Consider the following 20,526-nt stretch of genomic DNA (forward strand, 5'->3'; position numbering starts at 1 on the left):
CCGGCACTGGAGGGGGCGCGGACTCGCCCGCTGGCTGCGATTCGCGTGCCTTCGCGATCAACCCAGGCAATTTCGCCGCAGGCAGGGCCACTTGACGGGGATCCTGGGGTGAAATCGGCGTCTGAAACAGCGCCGGGCAGACACGATACAACTCGAACACTGGCAACGCGGCCTGACCGCTGCGGAGGGCATTTTCCAGCAAGGTCGGCGGCAGGGAGAGCGGTTGCTCGGCGGGCAGGGCACCTGCACGCACCAATTCCGGCGGCAACTGGTGGATCACATCACCCACCGTCAGCGGTGCGTTCGTGGGCGTGGCCCCCGCGATATTGAACGGCGACATCCCAACGACCGAATTGATCGGCGGAGCTGCCACGGGTTCATTTCCAGCCGTTTTGAACAAAGGGCTGGCACCGATTTGAAAGGGGGAGGCTCCGGCTGAGGCAGGCAGTGGAGAATGGGCTTGCATGGGCGGGTAACTGGAAGGTGCAGCGCCGGCCATGGAAGGATGATTCCCCGGAAAGTGCGGTTGCGGCATCCCGTGGCCCGGTTGGTCAGAACCGGGGGGACGCTGAAACAAACTTCGGAACGAGAAACTCATCGGCGCATGGAACGGCCCGACCCGTTAAGGTAGCAAGCCAGTGTGGAAAATCTAGTTTTTATAAACAAATACTTCACCAAAACCAGTTAATTAATCGAGATTAATTATCGAAGCCATGGAGTTCAAGGTTTTTTCCATGCTTTTGGGAGACTTGAACGCTTGTTCAGCAGGCCCAGCGCCAACCTGCCAGCATTTGATGTCTCACACCGCCGAGATGGAATCCTGGGGCTCAAACCGCGGTGCGAAAACCATGGTGAGAAAGGAAATGCAGATGCGATGAATTTTCCCTTGCGCATTCGTCCAAAGAACGCACTATCCCGGCCCGCTCGTCCCGAGCAAATGACCCCTTCGTCTAGCGGTTAGGACACATCCCTTTCACGGATGCGACACGAGTTCGATTCTCGTAGGGGTCGCCACTTCTTCTCCGGCAATGCCGGAAGCAAACAAGAAGCTCCCGCTGGACACTGGCAAACACGACCGCTAAACGAAGCGTCATGTCTTCTTCAGGCGGCAAACTCTTCATCACTGGTCACAATGGTCTCGTCGGGCGTGCGCTGCTGCGCCACTACGCGGAAAAACCGGAATGGCAGATCATCACTCGCACGCGTGCCGAGCTCGATCTTCGCGACCCGCATGCGACGAACGCGTTCTTTGAAACCGAGCGGCCTGATTGCGTCATCCTGGCGGCGGCGAAGGTCGGCGGGATTAAAGCCAGCTACACCCAGCCGGTCGATTTCCTGCTCGACAACCTGCAGATCCAAAACGCCGTCCTCTCTGCTGCGCACCGTTATGACGCGAAGAAGGTCCTCTTCCTTGGCAGCACCTGCATTTACCCGAAAGTCGTCGAGATGCCCATTCGTGAGGACAGCCTGCTCACGGGACCGATGGAGGAGACGAACGCGCCCTACGGCATCGCCAAGATCGCCGGGATCAAGCTTTGCCAAGGCTATCGCCATCAACACGGGCGTGACTTCATCTGTGGCATGCCCGCGAATCTCTACGGTCCATTTGACAACTTCGATCCTGAGCACTCGCACGTGCTGCCTTCGTTGATCCGCCGTTTCCACGAGGCGAAGCGCTCGAACGCCCCTTTCGTCACATTGTGGGGCAGCGGCACGCCGAAGCGCGAGTTCCTCTTCGTGGACGACCTTGCTTCCGCCTGCGCCTTCCTGCTCGACCACTACAGCAGCGCCGAGATCATCAACATCGGCTGCGGCTGGGAGATCAGCATTCGTGAAGCCGCGGAGATCATTCGCGAGATCGTCGGTTATCAAGGCGAGATCAAATGGGACACCTCGCAGCCCGATGGCAATCCGCGTCGTCTGCTCGACATCAGCCGCATGGAGAAGCTCGGATGGAAGGCGAAAACGGATTTCCGTGAAGGCGTGGCACACACTTATCAGTGGTTCCTGGAAAACCGCGCCACCGCGCGAACCTGAGCCGCAGCAAGTCCGGCTGGACACGCCAGCGCAACCATGCCAATTGACCGCATGGCAATCCAGGCCTTCCGACCCGTTCTCATCACCCGCAACACCTGCCGCATCTGCGGTTCCCGCAGCCTCACACCTGTCGTCAGCCTGGGGGATCAGTTCATCGGCGGCGTTCTCGCCAGCGAGGATGGCAGTGCTCTCATCAAGCGCAAAGTCCCGCTCGATCTCGTGCGTTGCGACCCGTCCGTCGATGAAAACGCCTGCGGCCTCGTGCAGATGCGCCATTCCGTGCCACCGAAGGTGCTCTACCATCGCTACTACTACGAGTCGGGCATCAACCAGTCCATGCGTGACAACCTCGCAGGCATCACGGCGCTCGTGGAGCAGACGGTCACGCTCAAGGCGAACGACATCGTGCTCGACATCGGCTGCAACGACGGGACGCTCCTTTCCAGCTACCAAACGCAGGGTCTGCGCCACATCGGCATCGATCCTTCCGACGTGGCGCTCAAAGCGCGCGCCAAAGGCTTCCAGGTCGTGAACGACTTCTTCAGCGCACGCGCCTTCAAGAGCGCTCATGCCACGGAGAAAGCCCGCGTCGTCACCAGCATCTCCATGTTCTACGACTTGGAGAACCCGCACGCCTTCGTTCAGGACATCGCCAGCGTCCTCGCCACCGACGGCATCTGGATCCTTGAGCAGAGCTACCTGCCAGCGATGCTCGACATCAACAGCTTCGACACCATCTGCCACGAGCACCTCGAATACTACTCGCTCGCCGTGCTGGAGCGCCTCTTCGGCGACCACGGCCTCGAAGTCATCGACGTCCATCTCAACGACGTGAACGGCGGCAGCTTCCGCCTTGTCGTCGCCCATGCCGGCCAGGTCAAACCGAGCGCCGAAGCCGCCGCACGCGTGCAGGAGCTGCGCATCCGTGAATTTGAAATGGCGCTCGACTCCGACGCGCCCTACGCCGTCTTCCGCGACAACATCGAACGCATTCGTGCCGATCTGACCGCCTTCCTCACCAAGGCGAAGGCCGAGGGCAAACTCGTCCACGGCTACGGTGCCTCGACGAAGGGCAGCACCACGTTGCAATACTGCAACGTCACGCCCGACCTCGTTCCCGCCATCGCCGACCGCAACCCGGTGAAGTGGGGCAAGTACACCATCGGCACGCAGATCAAGATCATCTCCGAAGAGGAATCCCGCGCTGCGAAGCCCGACTACTACCTCGTGCTCCCGTGGCACTTCATGCCGGAATTCCTCACCCGTGAGACCGAGTTCCTCGCCCGCGGCGGCAAGTTCCTCGTGCCGATGCCTCAGGTGCATCTCGTCGGGTAGTGCAAGCGTCCCGCTTGCCGTATGGTATGGCGACGACTCGTCGCCACTCCACATCCGCTTGAATCCCGCTCTGCGCTCGCTCGTCTAGCCTTCGCATGGACGACCAGCCCGAGCCAATGACGAACCGCAACGCCCTGAGGCGTCTGTTCGCATTCGCACGCGGCCATTGGCACATCGCCGCGGTGCAGTTCGCCCTCGCCGCCGCCGGCACGTCGCTCATCTTCGTGTTTCCCGGCGTCGTGCGCTGGTTCGTCGATGAAATCATTCCGCAAAAACGCACCGATCTCATCTGGCAGGCCGGAGGCCTCGCGATTCTCGCATTCACGCTGCGCGAAACGCTGTTCTACTTCCGCACACGGGTGAATTGCACCTTCGAGCAGCGCATGATCACCGACCTGCGCGGCCAGCTTCATCGCAAGGTCGAACTGCTGCCACTGCGCTGGTTCGATCGTCAAAGCACCGGCGACATCCTCACCAAGCTCGCCGACGACGTGCCTGCCACGCAGCGTGTGATCTTGGAAGGCATCGAGCAGGGCCTCACCGCCGTGCTGCAGATCCTCATCACCGCCGTCGTCATGCTCGTGGTCGATACCAAGCTCGCGTTGCTCGTTCTCCTGCCCACACCGCTCATTGCAGCTGGCGGCTGGATCTATTCGCGTTGGGTGTCTCCACGCGCGACTGCTGCGCGTGAAGCGACGAGCCTGGTCAACGCCACGCTGCACGACACCCTCACCGGCATCCGCCAGATCAAGAGCTACACCGCCGAGGATGCGCGTCAGGAGAAGTTCCTCGCTGCCAGTCATCACCTCAAAGACAAACAAACGCGTCTTATGGCCGCGTGGGCGTTTTACGCGCCGTCCATGACGCTGCTGGGGAATCTCGGCCTCGTGCTGCTCCTCATGGCTGGTTCGTGGTGGTGCGTGCGCGGCAACATGACGCCCGGCGAGTTGATGCAGTTCATTCTGCTCGTAGGCTTTCTCTACGAACCCATCGCGCGCCTTCACGGCGTCAATCAAACGCTCCTGAACGGCCTCGCTGCTGCCAAACGCGTCTTCGCCATCCTCGACGACGAAACCGAGGAAGACCTCGATTCGGGGCAAGCACTCGCATACATCCGCGGTGACATCGCATTCAACGCCGTCTCGTTCGCCTATCGCAAAGACGAGCCCGTCGTTCACGACATCACACTCGCCGCGAAGCGTCATCAAACCATCGCCATCGTCGGCGCCACCGGTTCCGGCAAGAGCACGCTGTTCCAGCTCCTCACGCGCTTCTACGATCCGCCAAGCGGTTCGATCACGCTCGACGGCATCCCGCTCACGCAGATCAGCAAGCGTTCGCTGCGCCAGTCGCTCGCCTACGTCACGCAGGAGCCGTTTCTCTTCGCCGGAACCGTGCGCGACAACCTCCTGCTCGGCAAACCGGCCGCCACCGACGACGAACTGTGGTCGGCGCTGCGTTCCGCCTGCGCCGAAGACTTCATCAAACGCCTTCCCGAAGGTCTCGACGCCGAAGTCGGCGAACGGGGCGTGCTGTTGAGCGGCGGCGAACGTCAGCGCCTCGCCCTCGCCCGCGCATTCCTCAAAGACGCGCCGATTCTGTTGCTCGATGAAGCCACCTCATCCGTGGATGTGAAATCAGAGCAGCTCATCCAGCAGGCGCTCACCAAACTTCGAGCTAATCGCACCAGCCTCGTTATTGCCCACCGCCTCAGCACCGTCATCGAGGCCGATGCCATCTACGTCTTTCACCAGGGCCACATCCTCGCCCACGGCACGCATGCCGAACTCCTGCAATCCTGCCCCTACTACCGCGAGATGGCTGCGCTGGCGTTTGAGCAAGGGGAGAGCCGCCCTTGATCCCGGTCCACAAAAAACGCCTGACCGCTTTTACGATCAGGCGTTGTCTTGAATCGAATCAACCGGGCGAATCTCAGTTCGAGCGGCCGAGGTAGCTGCCGTCTTCGGTCTTCACGCTGATCTTGTCGCCAGGGCCGATGAAGAGGGGGACCTGCACACGGAGGCCGGTTTCCATGATGGCTTCCTTGTACACGTTGTTGGCGGAGTCGCCCTTCACGCCTTCCGGGGATTCAGCCACGGTCATGACCACGGAGGCAGGCAGTTCGATGCCAGCCACCACGTCGTCGGCGAGGAGGATCATGTACTTCTGGCCTTCGATCAGGTAGTCCTTCTCTTTCTTCACCATGTCCTCGCCGAGGAGCACGTCTTCGAAGGTCTGGGGGTGCATGAAGTGGTAGCCGTCGCCATCCTTGTAGCTGTACTCGTGCTGGTCACGGGAGAGGTTCACGGACTCCAGCGACTCGTTGGAGGTCATGCGGAGGTTGTACACCTTGCCGATGGTGATGCTGCGGACGGACATCTGCACGAAGGAGGCCATACGCGGCGGCGTCTTGAGTTCGAAGTCGGAGACGACGCAGACGTCGTTGTTGTAGCGGACGGCGTGTCCTTTGCGGAGGTTGATGACGGGGGTGGCAGGCATAAGAGCCGGAGTTCATGGCGAGATCGGGGCGCTTTGCAAGCGCTGGTTCTGGCTCCCTCCCGGCATGCCAGCCGCCGCTGCAAATTCGACAGGCGCGGGGGCTGGCAGAGGCGCGATTCATTCGACGTTCCCCTTATGAGAGCGATCTGGAAAGGAACCATCAGTTTCGGCCTCGTCTCGATCCCGGTTTCCCTGTATCCCGCGATCCAGCGGGAGGAGCTGCAGTTTCGTCTGCTGCGCGGGTCGGATCTGAGTCCGGTGAATTACAAACGCGTGGCGGAGAAGGACGGCAAGGAGGTGGCCTGGGACTCGATCGTGAAGGGCTACGAGTATGAGAAGGGCAAGTTCGTGGTGCTGAAGGAGGATGACTTCAAGCGGGTCGATGTGGAGGCCACGCAGACGGTGGAGATCATGAGCTTCGTGGCGATCGACGAGGTGGATCCGCTGCTGTTTTACAAGCCCTACCATCTGGAGGTGGGCAAAGGCGGCGGGAAGGCCTACATGCTGCTGCGTGACGCCTTGAACAAGACCGGGAAGATCGCCATCGCCCGCGTGGTGATCAAAACGCGGCAGCATCTCGCCGCGATCAAGCCGCAGGACGAGAATTTGATGCTAGAGCTGATGCACTTCCCCGACGAACTGCGTGACAAGTCCGAACTGAAGACGCCGGAAGGCAAGGCGCCTGCGAAAGCGGAGCTCAGCATGGCGGAGAAGCTGATCGAGACGATGACGACGCCCTGGAAACCGGAGGACTACAAAGACGAGTATCGCGCGGCTTTGGAGGACATGATCGAGGACAAGATTGCCCACGGCGATGCGAAGCCGATGAAGACGGCGAAGGCGAAACGTCCTTCCAATGTGATCGACCTGGTCTCAGTGCTGCAGGAAAGCCTGGCGGCCTCGAAATCGAAGCGTTCCTCCACATCGTCGTCATCGAAGGCAAAGCCGGCAGCGAAGTCGAAGGCGAAGAAGCCGGCCAGACAGACCAAAAGCCGGAGAAAGGCGGCGTGATGTCGCATGTCCCTGCGTGAGTATCAGCGGAAGCGTGACTTCCAAAAGACCGGGGAACCCAGCGGACGCCGCGAGAAGCGTGGCGCGGCGGGCCTGCGGCGGTTCGTGGTGCAGAAACACGCGGCATCCCGGCTGCACTATGATTTCCGCCTGGAACTGGATGGCACGTTGAAGTCCTGGGCCGTGCCAAAGGGCGTTCCCTTTGCCCACGGGGAGAAACGTCTCGCGGTGCAGGTGGAGGACCACCCGCTGTCGTACATCGACTTCGAGGGGCCGATACCGAAGGGCCAGTATGGCGGCGGCACGGTGATGGTGTGGGACGAGGGCACGTATGTACCGGCCTCCAAAACTCCGGCCAAGGATCTCGCCACCGGAAAACTGCACTTCACGCTCCATGGCGACAAATTGAAGGGCGAGTGGTATCTGGTGCGGCTGCGTGACGAGGACCAGTGGCTGCTGATCCGCGGTGGCGAGGACATGAGGCCGGTCAGCAAGCGTCTGGATGACACCTCGGCACTGTCAGGCCGCAACATGAGGCAACTGGCCTCCGCGGAGCCATGGATTTCCGACCGCCCGGCGAAATCCGCGGCCCCCAGGCTCAAGGCGGCCGTGAAGCGGAGCAAAGCCAGACGTTCATGGACGGCGCTGTTCATCGAGCCGATGAAGGCCAAGGCGGTCGCCGCCGCAGCGGAGGAGGACGAGGGCTGGATCTATGAGGTGAAATTCGACGGCTTTCGTGCGCTGGCCATCGTTCAGGGCGGTGAGGTGTCACTGATCTCCCGCACCCAGAAGGACATGACCGACAAGTTCCCCGAGGTCGTGGAGGCCTTGCAGGACCTGGAGCTGCCGGACTGCGTGATCGATGGCGAGATCGCGGCGCTGGACAAAAACGGCCGCTCCTCGTTTCAACTGCTCCAGGCCTATGAACTGCACGAGGAGCAGCCGCCGCTGTGCTACTACGCCTTCGACCTGCTGCATCTGAAGCGGGAGGACCTCACCGGAATGTCGTTGATGGAGCGCAAGGAGGCGCTGAGGCGTCTCTTTGAAGACTCCGATGTCGTGCGCTTCTCCGCTTCCCTCCAGGGGGATGTCACGCAGCTTTTGAAACAGGTGAAAAAGCTCGGCCTCGAAGGTCTGATCGGCAAGCAGGCCGGTTCGCGCTACGAGGCCGGCCGCCGCAGTGGAAAATGGATCAAGCTGAAGATCAGCCGCGAGCAGGAGGTCGTGATCGGCGGCTTCACGCCGCCTGCGGGAACACGAAAACACTTCGGAGCCTTGATTGTCGGCGTGCACGCGGATGGCGGCCTGCAATGCGTCGGCAAAGTGGGCACCGGCTTCGATTCAAAGATGCTGCGTGAGCTGCACGTGCTGTTCCAGCCGTTCATCCAGAAGAAGTGCCCCTTTGCCAATCTTCCGGCGACCAGCAGCGGCCGTTGGGGGCAGGGCATCACAAAGACTGAAATGGAAAAATGCACCTGGCTGAAACCAAAGCTGGTCTGCCAGGTGAAATTCGCCGAATGGACACGCGACGGGCGGCTGCGGCAGCCGGTCTTCCTCGGCCTGCGGGAGGACAAACCTGCGCGTGAAGTCACCCGCGAACGCATCAGCCACCCATGAGCCGCAAAACCCAGCTCGAAGTGGACGGTGTCCAGGTGCCTGTCAGCAATCTGGACAAGGTGCTGTTTCCCCAGGCCGGCTTCACCAAGGGCGATGTCATCGACTACTACGCCCGCATCGCACCGCAGATGCTGCCGCATCTCAAAGCGCGTGCGTTGACGCTGAAGCGTTACCCCGACGGCGTGGACAAGTTCTTCTTCTACGAGAAGCAGTGCCCGGATCACCGCCCGGACTGGGTGAGGACCACACGCGTGGCGAAAACCAAGGGTCACATCGACTACTGCGTCATCGACGACCTGCCCTCGCTCGTGTGGGCCGCGAATCTGGCGAATCTCGAGTTCCACACCTTCCTGCATCGCAAAACAGCCACCCACCGGCCCACGGCGCTGGCCTTTGACCTCGATCCCGGTGCGCCGGCGGACATTCTCACGTGTTGCGAGGTGGGACTGCTGCTGCGGGACTGCTTTGACTCGCTGGGGCTGCAATCCTTCCCGAAGACCTCCGGCTCCAAAGGCCTGCAGGTCTATGTGCCGCTGAACACACCGGTGACATACGAGCGCACCAAGGCCTTTGCCCTGGCTGTGGCGCAGGCGCTGGAGAGCCAGCTTCCGGAACTCGTGGTGTCAAACATGCTCAAGAAGCTCCGCACCGGGAAGGTGCTGGTGGATTGGAGCCAGAACGACGACCACAAGACCACTGTGTGCGTCTATTCGCTGCGGGCCAAGGAGCGGCCCACCGTCTCCACACCGGTGACGTGGGATGAAGTGGCCTCCGCGCTGAAACGACGGAAGAAGCTCGTGTTTGAGACCAAGGACGTGCTGAAACGCGTGAAGAAGCAGGGGGATCTCTTCGCACCGGTTCTCACGCTGAAGCAAAAGCTGCCCGCGCTCAAGGCGCTGGGATGAAGACCACATCCGGCATGCTGCCCGTCCGCGATTTCAGGGCATGAGCAACATCCTCCTCATCATTCTTCTCCTCCTCGTCCTCGGTGCGCTTCCTGCGTGGCCCTACAGCGCGAACTGGGGCTACTACCCCAGCGGCGGACTCGGCCTCATCCTGCTGATCCTGCTGATCCTGGTGCTGCTCGGGAAGCTCTGAGGATTCGCTCACGTTTTGACAGCGCCGCAGGACTTTTCACGCAGGCGCGTGATCAACGGGCTTCATGCATGAGCGCCAAACGCCATCCCGGCAATCCCGTCGCCGCGGCCCGGCAGGCAGGCTTGCGCTACGTTTCCGATCAGAGCCCTGGCATCCGCCGCATCGCCGCAGGGAAGGGGCGCTTCGTTTTCCGCCAGCCCGGTGGCGGTCGCATCTCAGCCAAGGACGCGGACCGCATCCGCCGTCTCGCCATTCCACCCGCGTGGACGGAGGTGTGGATCTGCCCCCTGGAAAACGGGCATGTCCAGGCCACCGGCCGCGACGCACGGGGACGGAAGCAGTATCGCTATCACGAGCGCTGGCGGATCATACGCGACGAGGCGAAGTTCGACCGCGTGCTCGACTTTGGCGAGGCGCTGCCACGCATCCGCCGCTGCGTCGCCGCGCATTTGAAACGTCCCGGCATGGACCGCTGCAAAGTCATGGCCACCATCATCCGTCTGCTGGAGAGGACGCTGATCCGTGTCGGCAATGACGAGTATGCGCGGCAAAACGGCAGCTACGGCCTCACCACGCTGCGCAATCATCATGCGAAAATCCGGGGGGCGCAGATTGTCTTCGAATTCAAGGGCAAGAGCGGCAAACGGCATCGTGTGGGCGTGCAGGACGCACGTCTGGCGCGGCTCGTGCGGCGCTGCCAGGAGCTGCCGGGGCAGGAGCTCTTCGGCTATGTCGATGACCATGGCGTCGTGCGTGACGTCAGCTCTGGCGATGTGAACGACTACCTGCGCGAGATCGCCGGCAGCGACTTTTCGGCCAAGGACTTCCGCACCTGGGCCGGCACCGTCATGGCCGCCAGCGCCCTGCGCGAGCTCGGCGGCTGCCAGTCCGCCCGGCAGGCGAAGCGCAACATCATCCAGGTTGTCGAGCGCGTGTCCAGGGCGCTTGGGAACACCCCCGCCATCTGCCGCCGCTGCTACGTGCATCCCGCCGTTCTCGATGGCTACCTCGCCGGTCGCAGCATCGATGCCCTGTGCGGTTCAAACGCCCGCAACCTCCGCAAAGTCGTCCACAAGCTCCGCACCGAGGAACTCGACGTGATGCAGCAGCTCCGCACCCAACTCCGCCGTGCCAAGGTTCATCGTCCCGCCACGCGTCCAAAACGCGCATCCTGACTCATCGAACCTGGAACGTGAAACTTGAAACTTGGAAGCTGAACCCAATCCCCCGTCTCTTCCGCAAACAAAAGCTCCCGCGCGGCGCAACACATCGCCGGCGCGGGAGCTGACCAGAACACAAGCCACCTGGCTTACAATTCATTCAAGATGCGCTCGACTTCCTCGCGGCTCTTGCCCAGACGCTGCTGGAGACGGCCGTACAGCTCGTCCTCCTTGCCGTTTTGATACATCAGGTCGTCGTCCGTGAGCTGGGCGAACTTCTGCTTCAGCTTGCCTTTCATCTCGTTCCAGTTGCCCTTGATCTTCAGCGTGCTTGGCGAGTCCGTGGCCGCCTCACGAGCGTCTTCGCGTTGTTCGCGGGCCTCTTCACGAGCTTCGCGGGCTTCCTCCCGGACATTGGAGTTTTTTTCACACGACGACAGGCAGAGAGTCAATGGCAGGGCGAACAGGCAGAGGGTTTTCATAGGGTTGGTGGGTGGATGCACTGACAGATCGGTCAGGTGCCCGGCCTTGGATGTATCGGGGGTCAAATCGGCATCTGGCCGCCAGTCGCGCCATAGATCTCTCCGGTCACGTAACTGGCCGCCGGGCTGGCCAGAAACACAAACACCGGCGCCATCTCCACCGGTTGTGCCGCGCGGCCAAAGGTGGTGTGCGCCCCGAAGGTCCGCACGCGTTCCTGCGGCAAAGTCGCCGGAATCAGGGGCGTCCACACCGGCCCCGGAGCCACTCCATTCACACGCACGCCCTGCTTCATCGCCAGATGTGCCAGGGACCGGGTGAAGCTCGCGATCGCTGCCTTCGATGACGCGTAGGCCAGCAGGCTGGGGCTCGGATCAAAGGACTGGATCGATGCTGTGTTGATGATCGATCCGCCCGGCTTCATCTGCGGCAGCAGCGCCTGGCAGAGCCGGAACATGCCCAGCACGTTCACATGATAGGTTTCCTCGAACTCACCATCCGGGATCTCCGCGAACGCCTCATGCGAGCGCTGGAATGCCGCGTTGTTCACCAGGATGTCGATGCCGCCCAGCGCCGTCACCGCATCTTCCGCCACCGACTGGCAGGTGGTCTTGGAATCCAGGTTCCCCGGCAGCAACACCGCGCGTCGTCCGGCGTCCGTCACGAGTTTTTCTGTCACCTTCGCATCGTCATGCTCTGACAGGTAGGAGATGGCCACATCCGCCCCTTCGCGGGCAAAGGCCAGCGCCACCGCCCGGCCGATGCCGCTGTCCGCGCCCGTGATCAGCGCCCGGCAGCCCTGCAGGCCCGATGCAGCGGCTTTTTGGATGGCTGCAACGCCCGGAAACGGCGCTGAAACGGCTTTTAGCCATGCTGCAACGACTTCAGCGTGGTATCCGGGCGTTTCAGGCATTGTTGCGGGCGAGGCAGGGCTGGAGACGGCCATTGCAGGAGAAAAAAGAGGCGTAACTCATTGAGTTACAGGCTTGTTCTAGGCAGTCTATGGGGTGTGAATCTAGAAAAGGCTTGCGAACTGAGGAAAAGGTTTATGCTTGAGCCAAGTTCGGGGGCCTAGGAAGCGATTCCGGGGCTCCTTGGACGGTTGAATGAGGCACACCGACCATGAGCCGCTCTTTCATTCTCCTATCCCATCGCAGGCGCGTGAATTGCCGCCGCCCTGCGGGTGCGATGCTGACGCGTCGCGAACGTCACTGCCACACCGATGCCGAACCCTGCCGGTCCCCGCTGGAATGATGGCCTGACGTTTTGGAACGACGGCTCCTTGTGGTCGAGTTCCTCAAGCCCGGCCGTGCCTGCCGCCTCTTTGCCAAGCCAACCCATCAACCTCAACACCCTGACCACCATGCAATTCTGGGAAATCACCAAGGAACGCGCCCAACTGTCCCTGACCGTGTGGACGCAGCACGCGCCGACGCTCAAGATCGGCACGCAAGGCACGACGGAACTGACCGCGCTGATCGCGCAGTATGAGCCGCTGGTGCAGATGCGTGCGGTGAAGCAGGATGACGCCGACGCGGCCTATCGCGCCGGGCAGGCGACGCTGCAAAAGCTGAAGGTGCTGGGCACGAAGATCCCGCAGATCATCGAAGGCATGCTGGGGGACAATGTGCTGCTGATGAAGGACCTGAAGGACGTGTATCAGATTTCCCCGCGCACGGAGGGCACCATCCTGGAGCGTGCCCGGGCGCTGTATCCGGTGTGGGTGCGGGCGAACACGGCCCTGGCCGCGCTGACCCCTGCACAGCCACCCATCACGCGGGTGCTGCAAGGCATGCCACAGACGGCGGCGATGTTCAAGGCGTTGCTGGACGGCTACACGACGGAGGTGCAGGCCGTCAGCGACACCGAAGGACTGCTGGAGGCGACGCGGAAGGAGCTGAAGGACCTGGACGACGAGACGGACCAGCTCATCAAGAAGTGGTACAAGGTGATGAAGGCCAGCTACGATCCCGGCTCGCCCGAATACGAGGCGCTGGGCAGCATCCCGACCGAGACGGGCACACCGGCACCGGACACGACCGAGATCAACACGGTGATGCAGGGCGGGGAGGACGGCCTGCATGTGAAGGCGGATTACGTGCCGGGTGGCGGTGCGCATGCGACGACGCAACTGCTGAAGTGGATGGTGGTGGGCGTGGACACGGGCTTCACGCACAGCGTGCCGCTGGAGGCGGCGGGCAACGAGATCGGGCCGTTCACGGTGGGTCAGACGGTGAAACTGATCACGGAGGCGACGAACAGCAGCGGCACGCGCACCAGCGCGGAAAGAACGATCACCATCGAACCGCCGATCGTGTAGCGCGCAGCCCAAGGAGCGGGGGACTCTGTCCCCCGCGTTTCCAAACCGGGGGTGGCCCACCCGCTCCTTGGTGCGCTGGGCGGGCAAAAGAATGTGCAGGATGACAATTGGACGCGAAGCGAGAGCGCTGAGGGGAAGGGGTAACCAGACTCAGGGCTTGGCGGTCTTGGGAGGTAGTCCCTCCTTTGGGGCAGGCGTTTGCTCGATGAGTTTTATCAGGTCGTGATCCGACGCGGCCTTCGCCACATCGCGCAGTGCCACGCGCCAGGACTCAGACAGCGCGGCACCCCGTTGAAGCAGGATGTGGCAGGACTTGAGAGCGCCCTGCAGCTCGGTCAGACCCGTTTCAGACAACACGCGCGGCTTGTTGCTTTTCGCTTCCGCCTCGCGGGCTTTCTGCGCCAGTTCCGCAGCGACGACGAGCGGTGTTTTTTGATTTGAATCGGCAGGGTCGATGACATGACCTTGGTCCAGCAGGTAGTCGATGACTGCGGGAGCGCCTTTCTCGGCCGCGCAATGCAGCGCGGATCGTTGTCGCTGCCAGGCAGAACGGCCTGAATACCTGGCGTTCACATCCAATCCCGCTTCGATCAGACGTTTGACGGCAGGAAGATAGCCTCGGCGGCACTCGCCATGGTATTCCTCCACCGCCTCACGGACGGCGATGGCGGAGGGATCGGTCTCGTCGCGGGAGAAGATCTTGTGGGCTGTCGTCACGCCGGTGTCGGCGCGCTTGACCTCGTAGTACTGGCCGCCCGCCTCGTTGCCATAGATCCTCACAGAGAAGGGGTCGGCTTGGAGGTTGAGCGCGTTGCTGTAGCGGGAATGCTGTTGCAGGCCGATTCCGAGCACGTCGGACCTCCACGCCTCTTTTCCAGTGGTCAAATCGACGGCGACGATTGTGGCACCATCCGATGCTGGGCTGAAGAGGGCGTAGTAAAGCCGGTCTTCCCAGATTGAAAACACGGTGCAGGTGTGGCCTTTGAAGGTGAAGACCTCGCGCTCGCCTTCGAAGAAGGATATGTGGAGATGGTGGCGCAGTTTTTCCTGCTTCGAGAGGAGGCGGACATGGTACTTTGGACTGATGCGATTCACGAAGGCAAAGGGGCTCGCAGCGCGTTCGTCCCACTCCCACGGGACGTCTTTCGCGCCCTGGTTCCAGAAGGCAGGCATCTGTGCGCGGGCGGCGCCTGGATGAAAGAGGACGAGCAGTGCGGAGAGTGCGAGGGCGAGGCCTGGGTTCATGGCGGGGGCGTGGTGCGAGTGGATGGCGTGCGTGATGCGGTGGCTGTGGTTGTGGAGGGTACCTTTCCACGCCGTGTGCTGTCGATGCTTTTGTCGGAAGGTTCAGATGCTGCCGCGAGACGCGGGGGCGCGATGATTGCAGGCACCGACGGAGCACGAAAAAGGGCAACGCTTTCGCGTTGCCCTTGAGGGATTCGATGGAACGAAGGCGGCTCAGACCGTCCTGCGCTTGCGCTTGAGGTGGAGCTGGGCGGTGCTGCGCTGGATGATGGCCATGACGGCGGCGACTTCTTCCTGCTGCTCGCCGGGTTTGAGGTCGGCGAGGGATTTCTGGGCGCGGTCGAGGGCTTCCTGAACGGCGGCTTCGTCGATCTTGTCGGCGTCGATGGCGAGATCCGTGAGGATGCGCGTGGCGGTGCCGGTGACTTCGACCAAGCCTTCGCCAACGGCGAATTCAGTCGTCTTGCCGCCTTTGGTGATGCGGAGCTCACCGGGCTTCAGCGTGGTGACGAGGTTGGCGTGCGCCGGCAGGACGCCCATCTCGCCCTCGTAACCCGGAAGCACGACGGTATCGACCTCATCGGAGAAGATGCGGGCTTCAGGAGTGACGATTTCGAGTTTGAGAGGCATCTGAATTTATGATTTGCGATTTGTGATTTATGATTTGGCAGGCGGTCGAGTCATGATCTTCAAATCATAAGTCGAAAATCATAAATCATAAATGGGTTAGGACTTCTTCACCGAATCAATGCCGCCCTTCATGTAGAAGTTGGCTTCGGGGACGTTGTCGTGCTTGCCATCAAGGATTTCGGCGAAGCCTTTGATGGTGTCGCTCACCTTGACGTATTCACCGGGAGTGCCGGTGAAGATTTCGGCCACGGTGAAGGGCTGGGAGAGGAAGCGCTGGAGCTTGCGGGCGCGGAAGACGGTGAGTTTGTCGTCTTCGCTGAGTTCGTCCATGCCCAGAATGGCGATGATGTCCTGAAGGTCCTTGTAGCGCTGAAGGACGCGCTGGACGCCACGGGCGACGCGGTAGTGCTCCTCACCGACGATTTCAGGCGCGAGGGCCTTGGACACGGAGGCAAGAGGATCGACGGCCGGGTAGATGCCGAGCTCGGCGAGGGAACGCTCAAGCACGACGGTGGAGTCAAGGTGGGCGAAGGTGTTGGCCGGGGCAGGGTCGGTCAAGTCATCGGCAGGGACGTAAACGGCCTGGAAGGAGGTGATGGAGCCGTTCTTGGTGGAGGTGATGCGTTCCTGCATCTGACCCATTTCAGCGGCGAGGGTGGGCTGGTAACCCACGGCGGAAGGCGTGCGGCCCAGGAGGGCGGACACTTCGGAACCGGCCTGGGAGAAACGGAAGACGTTATCGACGAAGAAGAGCACGTCCTGGTTCTTTTCGTCGCGGAAGTACTCGGCCATGGAGAGGGCGGAGAGAGCGACGCGGAGACGGGCTCCCGGGGGCTCGTTCATCTGGCCGTACACGAGGGCCACTTTGGAGCCGGGCTCGCTGATGTAGCCGCCCTGGGGATTCTTGACGATGTTGTGACCGTCCTTCTTCACCTTGATGACGTCGGACTCGATCATTTCGTGGTAAAGGTCGTTGCCCTCACGAGTACGCTCGCCCACGCCGGCGAACACGGAGTAACCACCGTGGCCTTTGGCGATGTTGTTGATGAGCTCCATGATGACGACGGTCTTGCCGACGCCAGCACCACCGAAGGCGCCGACTTTACCACCTTTGGTGAAGGGGCAGATGAGGTCGATGACCTTGATGCCGGTTTCGAGGATCTGCGCGGAGGGGTCCTGGTCAACGAGAGCAGGAGCGGCGCGGTGAATGGGGTAACGCTTGGAGACGGCAGGGGCGGGCTGGTCATCGCAGGCGTCGCCGGTGACGTTGAAGATACGGCCGAGGACTTCCTCACCGACCGGAACGGTGATGGGAGCGCCGGTGTCGGTGACATCCATGCCGCGCTTGAGGCCTTCGGTGGAGATCATGGACACGGAACGGACCCAGCCGTCGCCCAAGTGCTGCTGCACTTCGCACACGAGGCGCGTGGGCTTGCCACCCTGCTCGAAGTTGATCTCGAGGGCGTTGTAGATGGCCGGAAGCTTGCCGGAGGCGGAGAAATCCACGTCCACGACGGGACCGATGACTTGGACGATTTTGCCGATGTTGCTCATGATATGAAAAAAGGGGTCAAGATGGGGTCAGAGGGACAAGAGAGGCTGCGCTTTATTCGAGGGCCATCTTGGCGGTGGTGATTTCGAGGAGTTCGTTGGTGATGCTGGCCTGGCGGAGCTTGTTGTACTCGAGGCTGAGGTCCTTGATCATCTGCTTGGCGTTGTCGGTGGCGTTCTTCATGGCCACCATCCGGCTGGAGTGCTCGGAAGCGCGGGATTCGAGCACCATCTGATACACGGTGTCGTTCACATACTGCGGGAGCACGGTTTCGAAGACGACGGCGGCGCTTGGCTCGAAGGTGTACTCCTGCGTGGCGGTGGCGGTCGCGATTTCGGGGGCGAAGTCACGCTTGCCACCGAGGGTCACCGGATTGACGGGCAGGATCTGCTCGACGGTGGGAAGCGTGGTGACGGTGTTGATAAAGTTGTTGAACACCACGAGCACCTTCTTGTATTCGCCGGTGAGGAATTTCTCCTGCAGGAAGCGGGCGACGCTGCGCACATCGGCGAACTTGGCGGGGTCCTTGATGGGGAAGTCAGCGAGCAGGTGGCGGCGCAGGCGATTGATGACCTGGACGGCCTTTTTGCCGATGGTGACGTAATCAACTTCGCCTTCGCTGAGTTCGCTGCTGAGAAGCTTTTTGAAGAGATTCGTGTTCAAGGCGCCGCAGAGACCTTTGTCACTGGCGATGAGCAACACGAGCATCTTGGAGCCCTTGCCCTCGCTGAAGAAGGGATGGAGACCTTCCTCGGCGTTGTCCTTGAGGTTGACGAGCACCTTGTTCAGCAGCTCGGCGTAGTGACGGCCGTTGGCGGCCTGATCCTGCGCCTTTTTCATCTTCGCTGCCGCGACGAGCTGCATGGCCTTGGTGATCTGGGCCGTGTTCTTGACCGATTTGATTCGGCGGCGGATGTCGCGTGTGGAAGGCATGGAGCGGAGAGCGAAGGGCTGGGAGAGGAGAGCTGGAAACGATTACTTCCAGGAGGCCTTGAAGTCGTCGAGGGCGGACTTGAGGCCGGCTTCGACATTGTCGAGTGTCTTCTCGTTGGCGAGCTGCTGCATGAGCTCGGCTTTGCGCGTGGTGAGGTATTCTTCGAGCTTGGCCTGGAATTCCTTCACGCGGTCAACGGCGACGCTGTCGAAATAGCCCTTCTGCATCGCGTAAAGCGTGCTGACCATGACGGGGAGGCTCTTCGGCTGATACTGCTGCTGCTTGAAGAGTTCGACGATGCGTGCACCGCGGTCGAGCTTGGCCTTCGTGCCGGCGTCGAGATCGGAACCGAACTGGGCGAAGGCGGCGAGCTCGCGGAACTGGGCGAGGTCGAGCTTCGTGGTGCCGGAGACCTTCTTGATGGCCTTCGTCTGCGCGGCGGAACCCACGCGGGAGACGGAGAGACCGACGGAGATGGCGGGACGGATGCCTTGATAGAACAAGTCGGTCTCAAGGAAGATCTGGCCGTCGGTGATGGAGATCACGTTCGTCGGGATGTAGGCGGACACGTCACCGGCCTGCGTCTCAATGATCGGCAGAGCGGTCATGGAACCACCGCCGTATTGATCGCTGACGCGGCAGGAGCGCTCGAGGAGGCGGGAGTGGAGATAGAACACGTCACCCGGATAAGCTTCACGACCGGAAGGACGCTTCAGGATGAGGGACACCTGGCGATAGGCGACGGCCTGCTTGGAAAGGTCATCAAACACGATGAGCACGTCCTGTCCCTGGTCCATGAGGTATTCACCAATGGCGCAACCAGCATACGGGGCGAGGTATTGGTTCACCGCGGAGTCGGAAGCGGAAGCGGAGACGATGGTGGTGTATTCCATCGCGCCGGCGTCTTCGAGGGTCTTGACGACGCGGGCAATGTTGGACTGCTTCTGGCCGATGGCGACGTAGATGCAGTAGAGGGGCTTGTGGCCCTGCAGCTTGCCCTGTTCGGCGGCCTTGTTCTGCTGCGCCTGGGAAATGATGGTGTCCACGGCGATGGTGGTCTTGCCGGTGGAGCGGTCGCCGATGATCAACTCACGCTGACCGCGGCCAATGGGGATCATGGCGTCGATGGCCATGATGCCGGTCTGCACGGGGACGGACACGGACTTACGGGCGATGATGCCAGGGGCGAGCTTTTCGACGGGATACTGTGCCTCGCCTTTCACTTCGCCTTTGCCGTCGATGGCCTGACCGAGGGCGTTGACGACGCGGCCGAGGAGGCTCTTGCCGACAGGCACGGAGAGAAGACGACCGGTGGTGCGCACTTCGTCGCCCGCCTTGATGTTTTCACCGGAACCGAGCAACACGCAGCCGACTTCGGTTTCTTCGAGGTTCAGAGCGAGGCCGAACACGCCGCCGGGGAACTCGATCATCTCATTGAGCATGACATCGCTGAGGCCTTCGATCTTGGCGGCGCCGTCGCCGATTTCACGGACGATGCCCACATTGGACTTCGTGACGGCGGTCTTGAGGCCGGCGATTTGGGATTCGATCTCTTGCAGGATGTTGCTCATGGGATTGCGGGGTAAAAGCGGAGTGGACGGAGGTGTTTGAAAACGGTCGGATTATGCGGCGAGGGAACTGGCGAGGCCTTCGAGACGGGCCTTCACGCTGCCGTCCCACACGTCGGAGCCGACCTTGATGCGGATGCCGCCGAGAAGCTCGGGACGGGTCTGAAATTCAAGGTTGAGGGTCCGGCCGTACTTCTTCGAAAGACTGGCTTGAAGATCGGACTGGATCGCGGGAGTCAGAGCCGTGGCGCTCTCGACGATGGCGCGCTGGCGATCGACTTCGCTGGCCACGAGGCGGGCGAAGGCATCGAGAATCGCGATGTAACCACGGGGCTTGCTGTTCGCTACACTGCTCACCACGGTGCGCACGCGGGCCTCATCGAGCTTTCCATCGACCATGCAGGCGCGGAAGAGCTGGCGGGACGAGCGGCGGGCTTCTTTGGAGATTTTCATGGCGCGGATCGCAGTTCTCGGTTCGCAGTTCCCGGATTAAGCCGAGACCTGGGCGGCGGTTTCCTGGTTGATGCGGGTCTGGTCGTCGGTGTTGAGGACCTTGCCGGTGACACGGCTGGTGGCGTCGGCGACCATGCGGCCGAATTCGCGCTTCAACTGGGACATGAACTGCTCTTTTTCGAGTTCAGCAGCTTCGCGTGCCTTGGCAATGATGGTGTTGGCAGAAGCGACAGCGTCCTGCTGGCGGCGCTCCTGGAGAGCCTTGGCGGCATCATCGGCTTCCTTGATGCGGCGGGCTGCGTCAGCCTCCGCCTTGTCAACGATGGCCTGGGCGTTCTTGGCGGCGTCAGCGGCGTCCTTGGCGATCTTTTCCAGCTTGGCTTCGCCATCGGCGATGCGTTGACGGCGCTGCTCCAGCATCGCGAGGATCGGGCCGAAGGCGTACTTCTTCAAAATGGTGTACACCGCGATGAAAATGATGACTTGGGCAAAGAACTTGGCCCAAGCGAGGCCGAAGTCGCCTGCGATCTGATAAGCAATTCCTTTGATCTGGTCCATGGCGGTGAAAAAAACGAAGAGAAAGAGGA

The 20,526-nt window shown here is 61.6% G+C and carries 19 protein-coding genes, 1 tRNA gene and 1 pseudogene; 10 read left to right on the forward strand and 11 right to left on the reverse strand.

Features of this window, described 5'->3' with window-relative positions; genetic code table 11:
- Nucleotides 1–466: pseudogene (locus tag IAE77_RS24165) on the reverse strand (hypothetical protein); the annotation flags it as partial.
- Between the two features lie 473 nt (nucleotides 467–939).
- Between IAE77_RS24165 and IAE77_RS24170 the strand changes: the two are divergent.
- The 4 genes from IAE77_RS24170 (at nucleotide 940) to IAE77_RS24185 (ending at nucleotide 5,231) form a co-directional block, all read left to right on the forward strand.
- Nucleotides 940–1,014: transfer RNA gene (locus tag IAE77_RS24170), tRNA-Glu, on the forward strand.
- Between the two features lie 78 nt (nucleotides 1,015–1,092).
- Nucleotides 1,093–2,037, forward strand: a complete 945-nt coding sequence (locus IAE77_RS24175; RefSeq protein ID WP_294232262.1) for a GDP-L-fucose synthase — start codon at nucleotides 1,093–1,095, stop codon at nucleotides 2,035–2,037.
- Between the two features lie 36 nt (nucleotides 2,038–2,073).
- Entirely contained in the window at nucleotides 2,074–3,372 is a 1,299-nt protein-coding gene (locus IAE77_RS24180) for a class I SAM-dependent methyltransferase (RefSeq protein ID WP_294232264.1), read from the forward strand.
- A gap of 95 nt (nucleotides 3,373–3,467) precedes the next feature.
- Complete coding sequence (locus tag IAE77_RS24185; protein ID WP_294232266.1) at nucleotides 3,468–5,231, forward strand: ABC transporter ATP-binding protein; 1,764 nt, start codon at nucleotides 3,468–3,470, stop codon at nucleotides 5,229–5,231.
- A 73-nt stretch (nucleotides 5,232–5,304) separates the two neighbouring features.
- On the opposite strand, the gene IAE77_RS24190 is transcribed toward IAE77_RS24185, so the two are convergent.
- On the reverse strand, nucleotides 5,305–5,871 hold the full coding sequence (locus IAE77_RS24190; protein WP_294232268.1) for an elongation factor P: 567 nt from the start codon (nucleotides 5,869–5,871) through the stop codon (nucleotides 5,305–5,307).
- A 135-nt stretch (nucleotides 5,872–6,006) separates the two neighbouring features.
- On the opposite strand from IAE77_RS24190, the gene IAE77_RS24195 reads away from it, so the two are divergent.
- The 5 genes from IAE77_RS24195 (at nucleotide 6,007) to IAE77_RS24215 (ending at nucleotide 10,772) form a co-directional block, all read left to right on the forward strand.
- Nucleotides 6,007–6,882 carry a Ku protein gene (locus tag IAE77_RS24195; protein WP_294232270.1) on the forward strand — a complete coding sequence of 292 codons (876 nt, stop codon included), beginning with the start codon at nucleotides 6,007–6,009 and terminating at the stop codon, nucleotides 6,880–6,882.
- Nucleotides 6,883–6,888: 6 nt separating this feature from the next.
- Nucleotides 6,889–8,499 carry a non-homologous end-joining DNA ligase gene (ligD, locus tag IAE77_RS24200; protein ID WP_294232271.1) on the forward strand — a complete coding sequence of 537 codons (1,611 nt, stop codon included), beginning with the start codon at nucleotides 6,889–6,891 and terminating at the stop codon, nucleotides 8,497–8,499.
- On the forward strand, nucleotides 8,496–9,404 hold the full coding sequence (ligD, locus tag IAE77_RS24205; RefSeq protein ID WP_294232273.1) for a non-homologous end-joining DNA ligase: 909 nt from the start codon (nucleotides 8,496–8,498) through the stop codon (nucleotides 9,402–9,404). The genes ligD (IAE77_RS24200) and ligD (IAE77_RS24205) overlap by 4 nt, the downstream gene beginning before the upstream one ends.
- Nucleotides 9,405–9,444: 40 nt before the next feature.
- On the forward strand, nucleotides 9,445–9,597 hold the full coding sequence (locus IAE77_RS24210; protein WP_294232275.1) for a DUF3309 family protein: 153 nt from the start codon (nucleotides 9,445–9,447) through the stop codon (nucleotides 9,595–9,597).
- 68 nt (nucleotides 9,598–9,665) lie between these two features.
- Nucleotides 9,666–10,772: a hypothetical protein gene (locus IAE77_RS24215; protein WP_294232277.1), complete on the forward strand. Its 1,107-nt coding sequence runs from the start codon at nucleotides 9,666–9,668 to the stop codon at nucleotides 10,770–10,772.
- Between the two features lie 134 nt (nucleotides 10,773–10,906).
- Here IAE77_RS24215 and IAE77_RS30970 read toward each other — a convergent pair whose 3' ends face one another.
- A complete protein-coding gene (locus tag IAE77_RS30970; RefSeq protein ID WP_345781014.1) occupies nucleotides 10,907–11,083 on the reverse strand; it encodes a CsbD family protein in 177 nt (58 codons plus the stop codon).
- A 218-nt stretch (nucleotides 11,084–11,301) separates the two neighbouring features.
- On the reverse strand, nucleotides 11,302–12,150 hold the full coding sequence (locus IAE77_RS24225) for an SDR family oxidoreductase (RefSeq protein ID WP_294232280.1): 849 nt from the start codon (nucleotides 12,148–12,150) through the stop codon (nucleotides 11,302–11,304).
- A 450-nt stretch (nucleotides 12,151–12,600) separates the two neighbouring features.
- On the opposite strand from IAE77_RS24225, the gene IAE77_RS24230 reads away from it, so the two are divergent.
- Complete coding sequence (locus IAE77_RS24230) at nucleotides 12,601–13,557, forward strand: hypothetical protein (RefSeq protein WP_294232282.1); 957 nt, start codon at nucleotides 12,601–12,603, stop codon at nucleotides 13,555–13,557.
- Nucleotides 13,558–13,707: 150 nt separating this feature from the next.
- On the opposite strand, the gene IAE77_RS24235 is transcribed toward IAE77_RS24230, so the two are convergent.
- The 7 genes from IAE77_RS24235 to IAE77_RS24265 all read right to left on the reverse strand — a co-directional run bounded on the left by IAE77_RS24235 (nucleotide 13,708) and on the right by IAE77_RS24265 (nucleotide 20,497).
- The gene (locus IAE77_RS24235; RefSeq protein ID WP_294232284.1) at nucleotides 13,708–14,802 is read right to left on the reverse strand and encodes an ankyrin repeat domain-containing protein; all 1,095 of its coding nucleotides are present in this window, start codon (nucleotides 14,800–14,802) and stop codon (nucleotides 13,708–13,710) included.
- A 213-nt stretch (nucleotides 14,803–15,015) separates the two neighbouring features.
- Complete coding sequence (gene atpC, locus IAE77_RS24240; protein WP_294232286.1) at nucleotides 15,016–15,432, reverse strand: ATP synthase F1 subunit epsilon; 417 nt, start codon at nucleotides 15,430–15,432, stop codon at nucleotides 15,016–15,018.
- A 96-nt stretch (nucleotides 15,433–15,528) separates the two neighbouring features.
- The gene (gene atpD, locus IAE77_RS24245; protein ID WP_294232288.1) at nucleotides 15,529–16,986 is read right to left on the reverse strand and encodes a F0F1 ATP synthase subunit beta; all 1,458 of its coding nucleotides are present in this window, start codon (nucleotides 16,984–16,986) and stop codon (nucleotides 15,529–15,531) included.
- A gap of 52 nt (nucleotides 16,987–17,038) precedes the next feature.
- Nucleotides 17,039–17,917: an ATP synthase F1 subunit gamma gene (gene atpG / locus IAE77_RS24250; RefSeq protein WP_294232290.1), complete on the reverse strand. Its 879-nt coding sequence runs from the start codon at nucleotides 17,915–17,917 to the stop codon at nucleotides 17,039–17,041.
- A gap of 42 nt (nucleotides 17,918–17,959) precedes the next feature.
- On the reverse strand, nucleotides 17,960–19,489 hold the full coding sequence (gene atpA, locus IAE77_RS24255; protein ID WP_294232292.1) for a F0F1 ATP synthase subunit alpha: 1,530 nt from the start codon (nucleotides 19,487–19,489) through the stop codon (nucleotides 17,960–17,962).
- Nucleotides 19,490–19,540: 51 nt separating this feature from the next.
- Entirely contained in the window at nucleotides 19,541–19,939 is a 399-nt protein-coding gene (locus IAE77_RS24260; RefSeq protein ID WP_294232294.1) for a F0F1 ATP synthase subunit delta, read from the reverse strand.
- A gap of 36 nt (nucleotides 19,940–19,975) precedes the next feature.
- Nucleotides 19,976–20,497 carry an ATP synthase F0 subunit B gene (locus IAE77_RS24265; protein WP_294232296.1) on the reverse strand — a complete coding sequence of 174 codons (522 nt, stop codon included), beginning with the start codon at nucleotides 20,495–20,497 and terminating at the stop codon, nucleotides 19,976–19,978.
- Nucleotides 20,498–20,526 lie beyond the last annotated feature (29 nt).

Origin of the sequence: Prosthecobacter sp. (assembly GCF_014879935.1) — a bacterium.
Lineage (GTDB): Bacteria > Verrucomicrobiota > Verrucomicrobiia > Verrucomicrobiales > Verrucomicrobiaceae > Prosthecobacter.

Bases quoted from the DNA above. Each gene is read 5' to 3' on its own strand.
- IAE77_RS24180 (WP_294232264.1), top strand. From the start codon at position 2,074: ATGCCAATTGACCGCATGGCAATCCAGGCCTTCCGACCCGTTCTCATC.
- IAE77_RS24230 (WP_294232282.1), top strand. From the start codon at position 12,601: ATGCAATTCTGGGAAATCACCAAGGAACGCGCCCAACTGTCCCTGACC.
- IAE77_RS24175 (WP_294232262.1), top strand. From the start codon at position 1,093: ATGTCTTCTTCAGGCGGCAAACTCTTCATCACTGGTCACAATGGTCTC.
- IAE77_RS24215 (WP_294232277.1), top strand. From the start codon at position 9,666: ATGAGCGCCAAACGCCATCCCGGCAATCCCGTCGCCGCGGCCCGGCAG.
- IAE77_RS24190 (WP_294232268.1), bottom strand. From the start codon at position 5,871: ATGCCTGCCACCCCCGTCATCAACCTCCGCAAAGGACACGCCGTCCGC.
- atpD (WP_294232288.1), bottom strand. From the start codon at position 16,986: ATGAGCAACATCGGCAAAATCGTCCAAGTCATCGGTCCCGTCGTGGAC.
- IAE77_RS24195 (WP_294232270.1), top strand. From the start codon at position 6,007: ATGAGAGCGATCTGGAAAGGAACCATCAGTTTCGGCCTCGTCTCGATC.
- ligD (WP_294232273.1), top strand. From the start codon at position 8,496: ATGAGCCGCAAAACCCAGCTCGAAGTGGACGGTGTCCAGGTGCCTGTC.
- IAE77_RS24260 (WP_294232294.1), bottom strand. From the start codon at position 19,939: ATGAAAATCTCCAAAGAAGCCCGCCGCTCGTCCCGCCAGCTCTTCCGC.
- atpC (WP_294232286.1), bottom strand. From the start codon at position 15,432: ATGCCTCTCAAACTCGAAATCGTCACTCCTGAAGCCCGCATCTTCTCC.
- IAE77_RS24185 (WP_294232266.1), top strand. From the start codon at position 3,468: ATGGACGACCAGCCCGAGCCAATGACGAACCGCAACGCCCTGAGGCGT.
- ligD (WP_294232271.1), top strand. From the start codon at position 6,889: ATGTCCCTGCGTGAGTATCAGCGGAAGCGTGACTTCCAAAAGACCGGG.
- IAE77_RS24210 (WP_294232275.1), top strand. From the start codon at position 9,445: ATGAGCAACATCCTCCTCATCATTCTTCTCCTCCTCGTCCTCGGTGCG.
- IAE77_RS24235 (WP_294232284.1), bottom strand. From the start codon at position 14,802: ATGAACCCAGGCCTCGCCCTCGCACTCTCCGCACTGCTCGTCCTCTTT.
- IAE77_RS24265 (WP_294232296.1), bottom strand. From the start codon at position 20,497: ATGGACCAGATCAAAGGAATTGCTTATCAGATCGCAGGCGACTTCGGC.
- IAE77_RS24225 (WP_294232280.1), bottom strand. From the start codon at position 12,150: ATGCCTGAAACGCCCGGATACCACGCTGAAGTCGTTGCAGCATGGCTA.
- atpA (WP_294232292.1), bottom strand. From the start codon at position 19,489: ATGAGCAACATCCTGCAAGAGATCGAATCCCAAATCGCCGGCCTCAAG.
- atpG (WP_294232290.1), bottom strand. From the start codon at position 17,917: ATGCCTTCCACACGCGACATCCGCCGCCGAATCAAATCGGTCAAGAAC.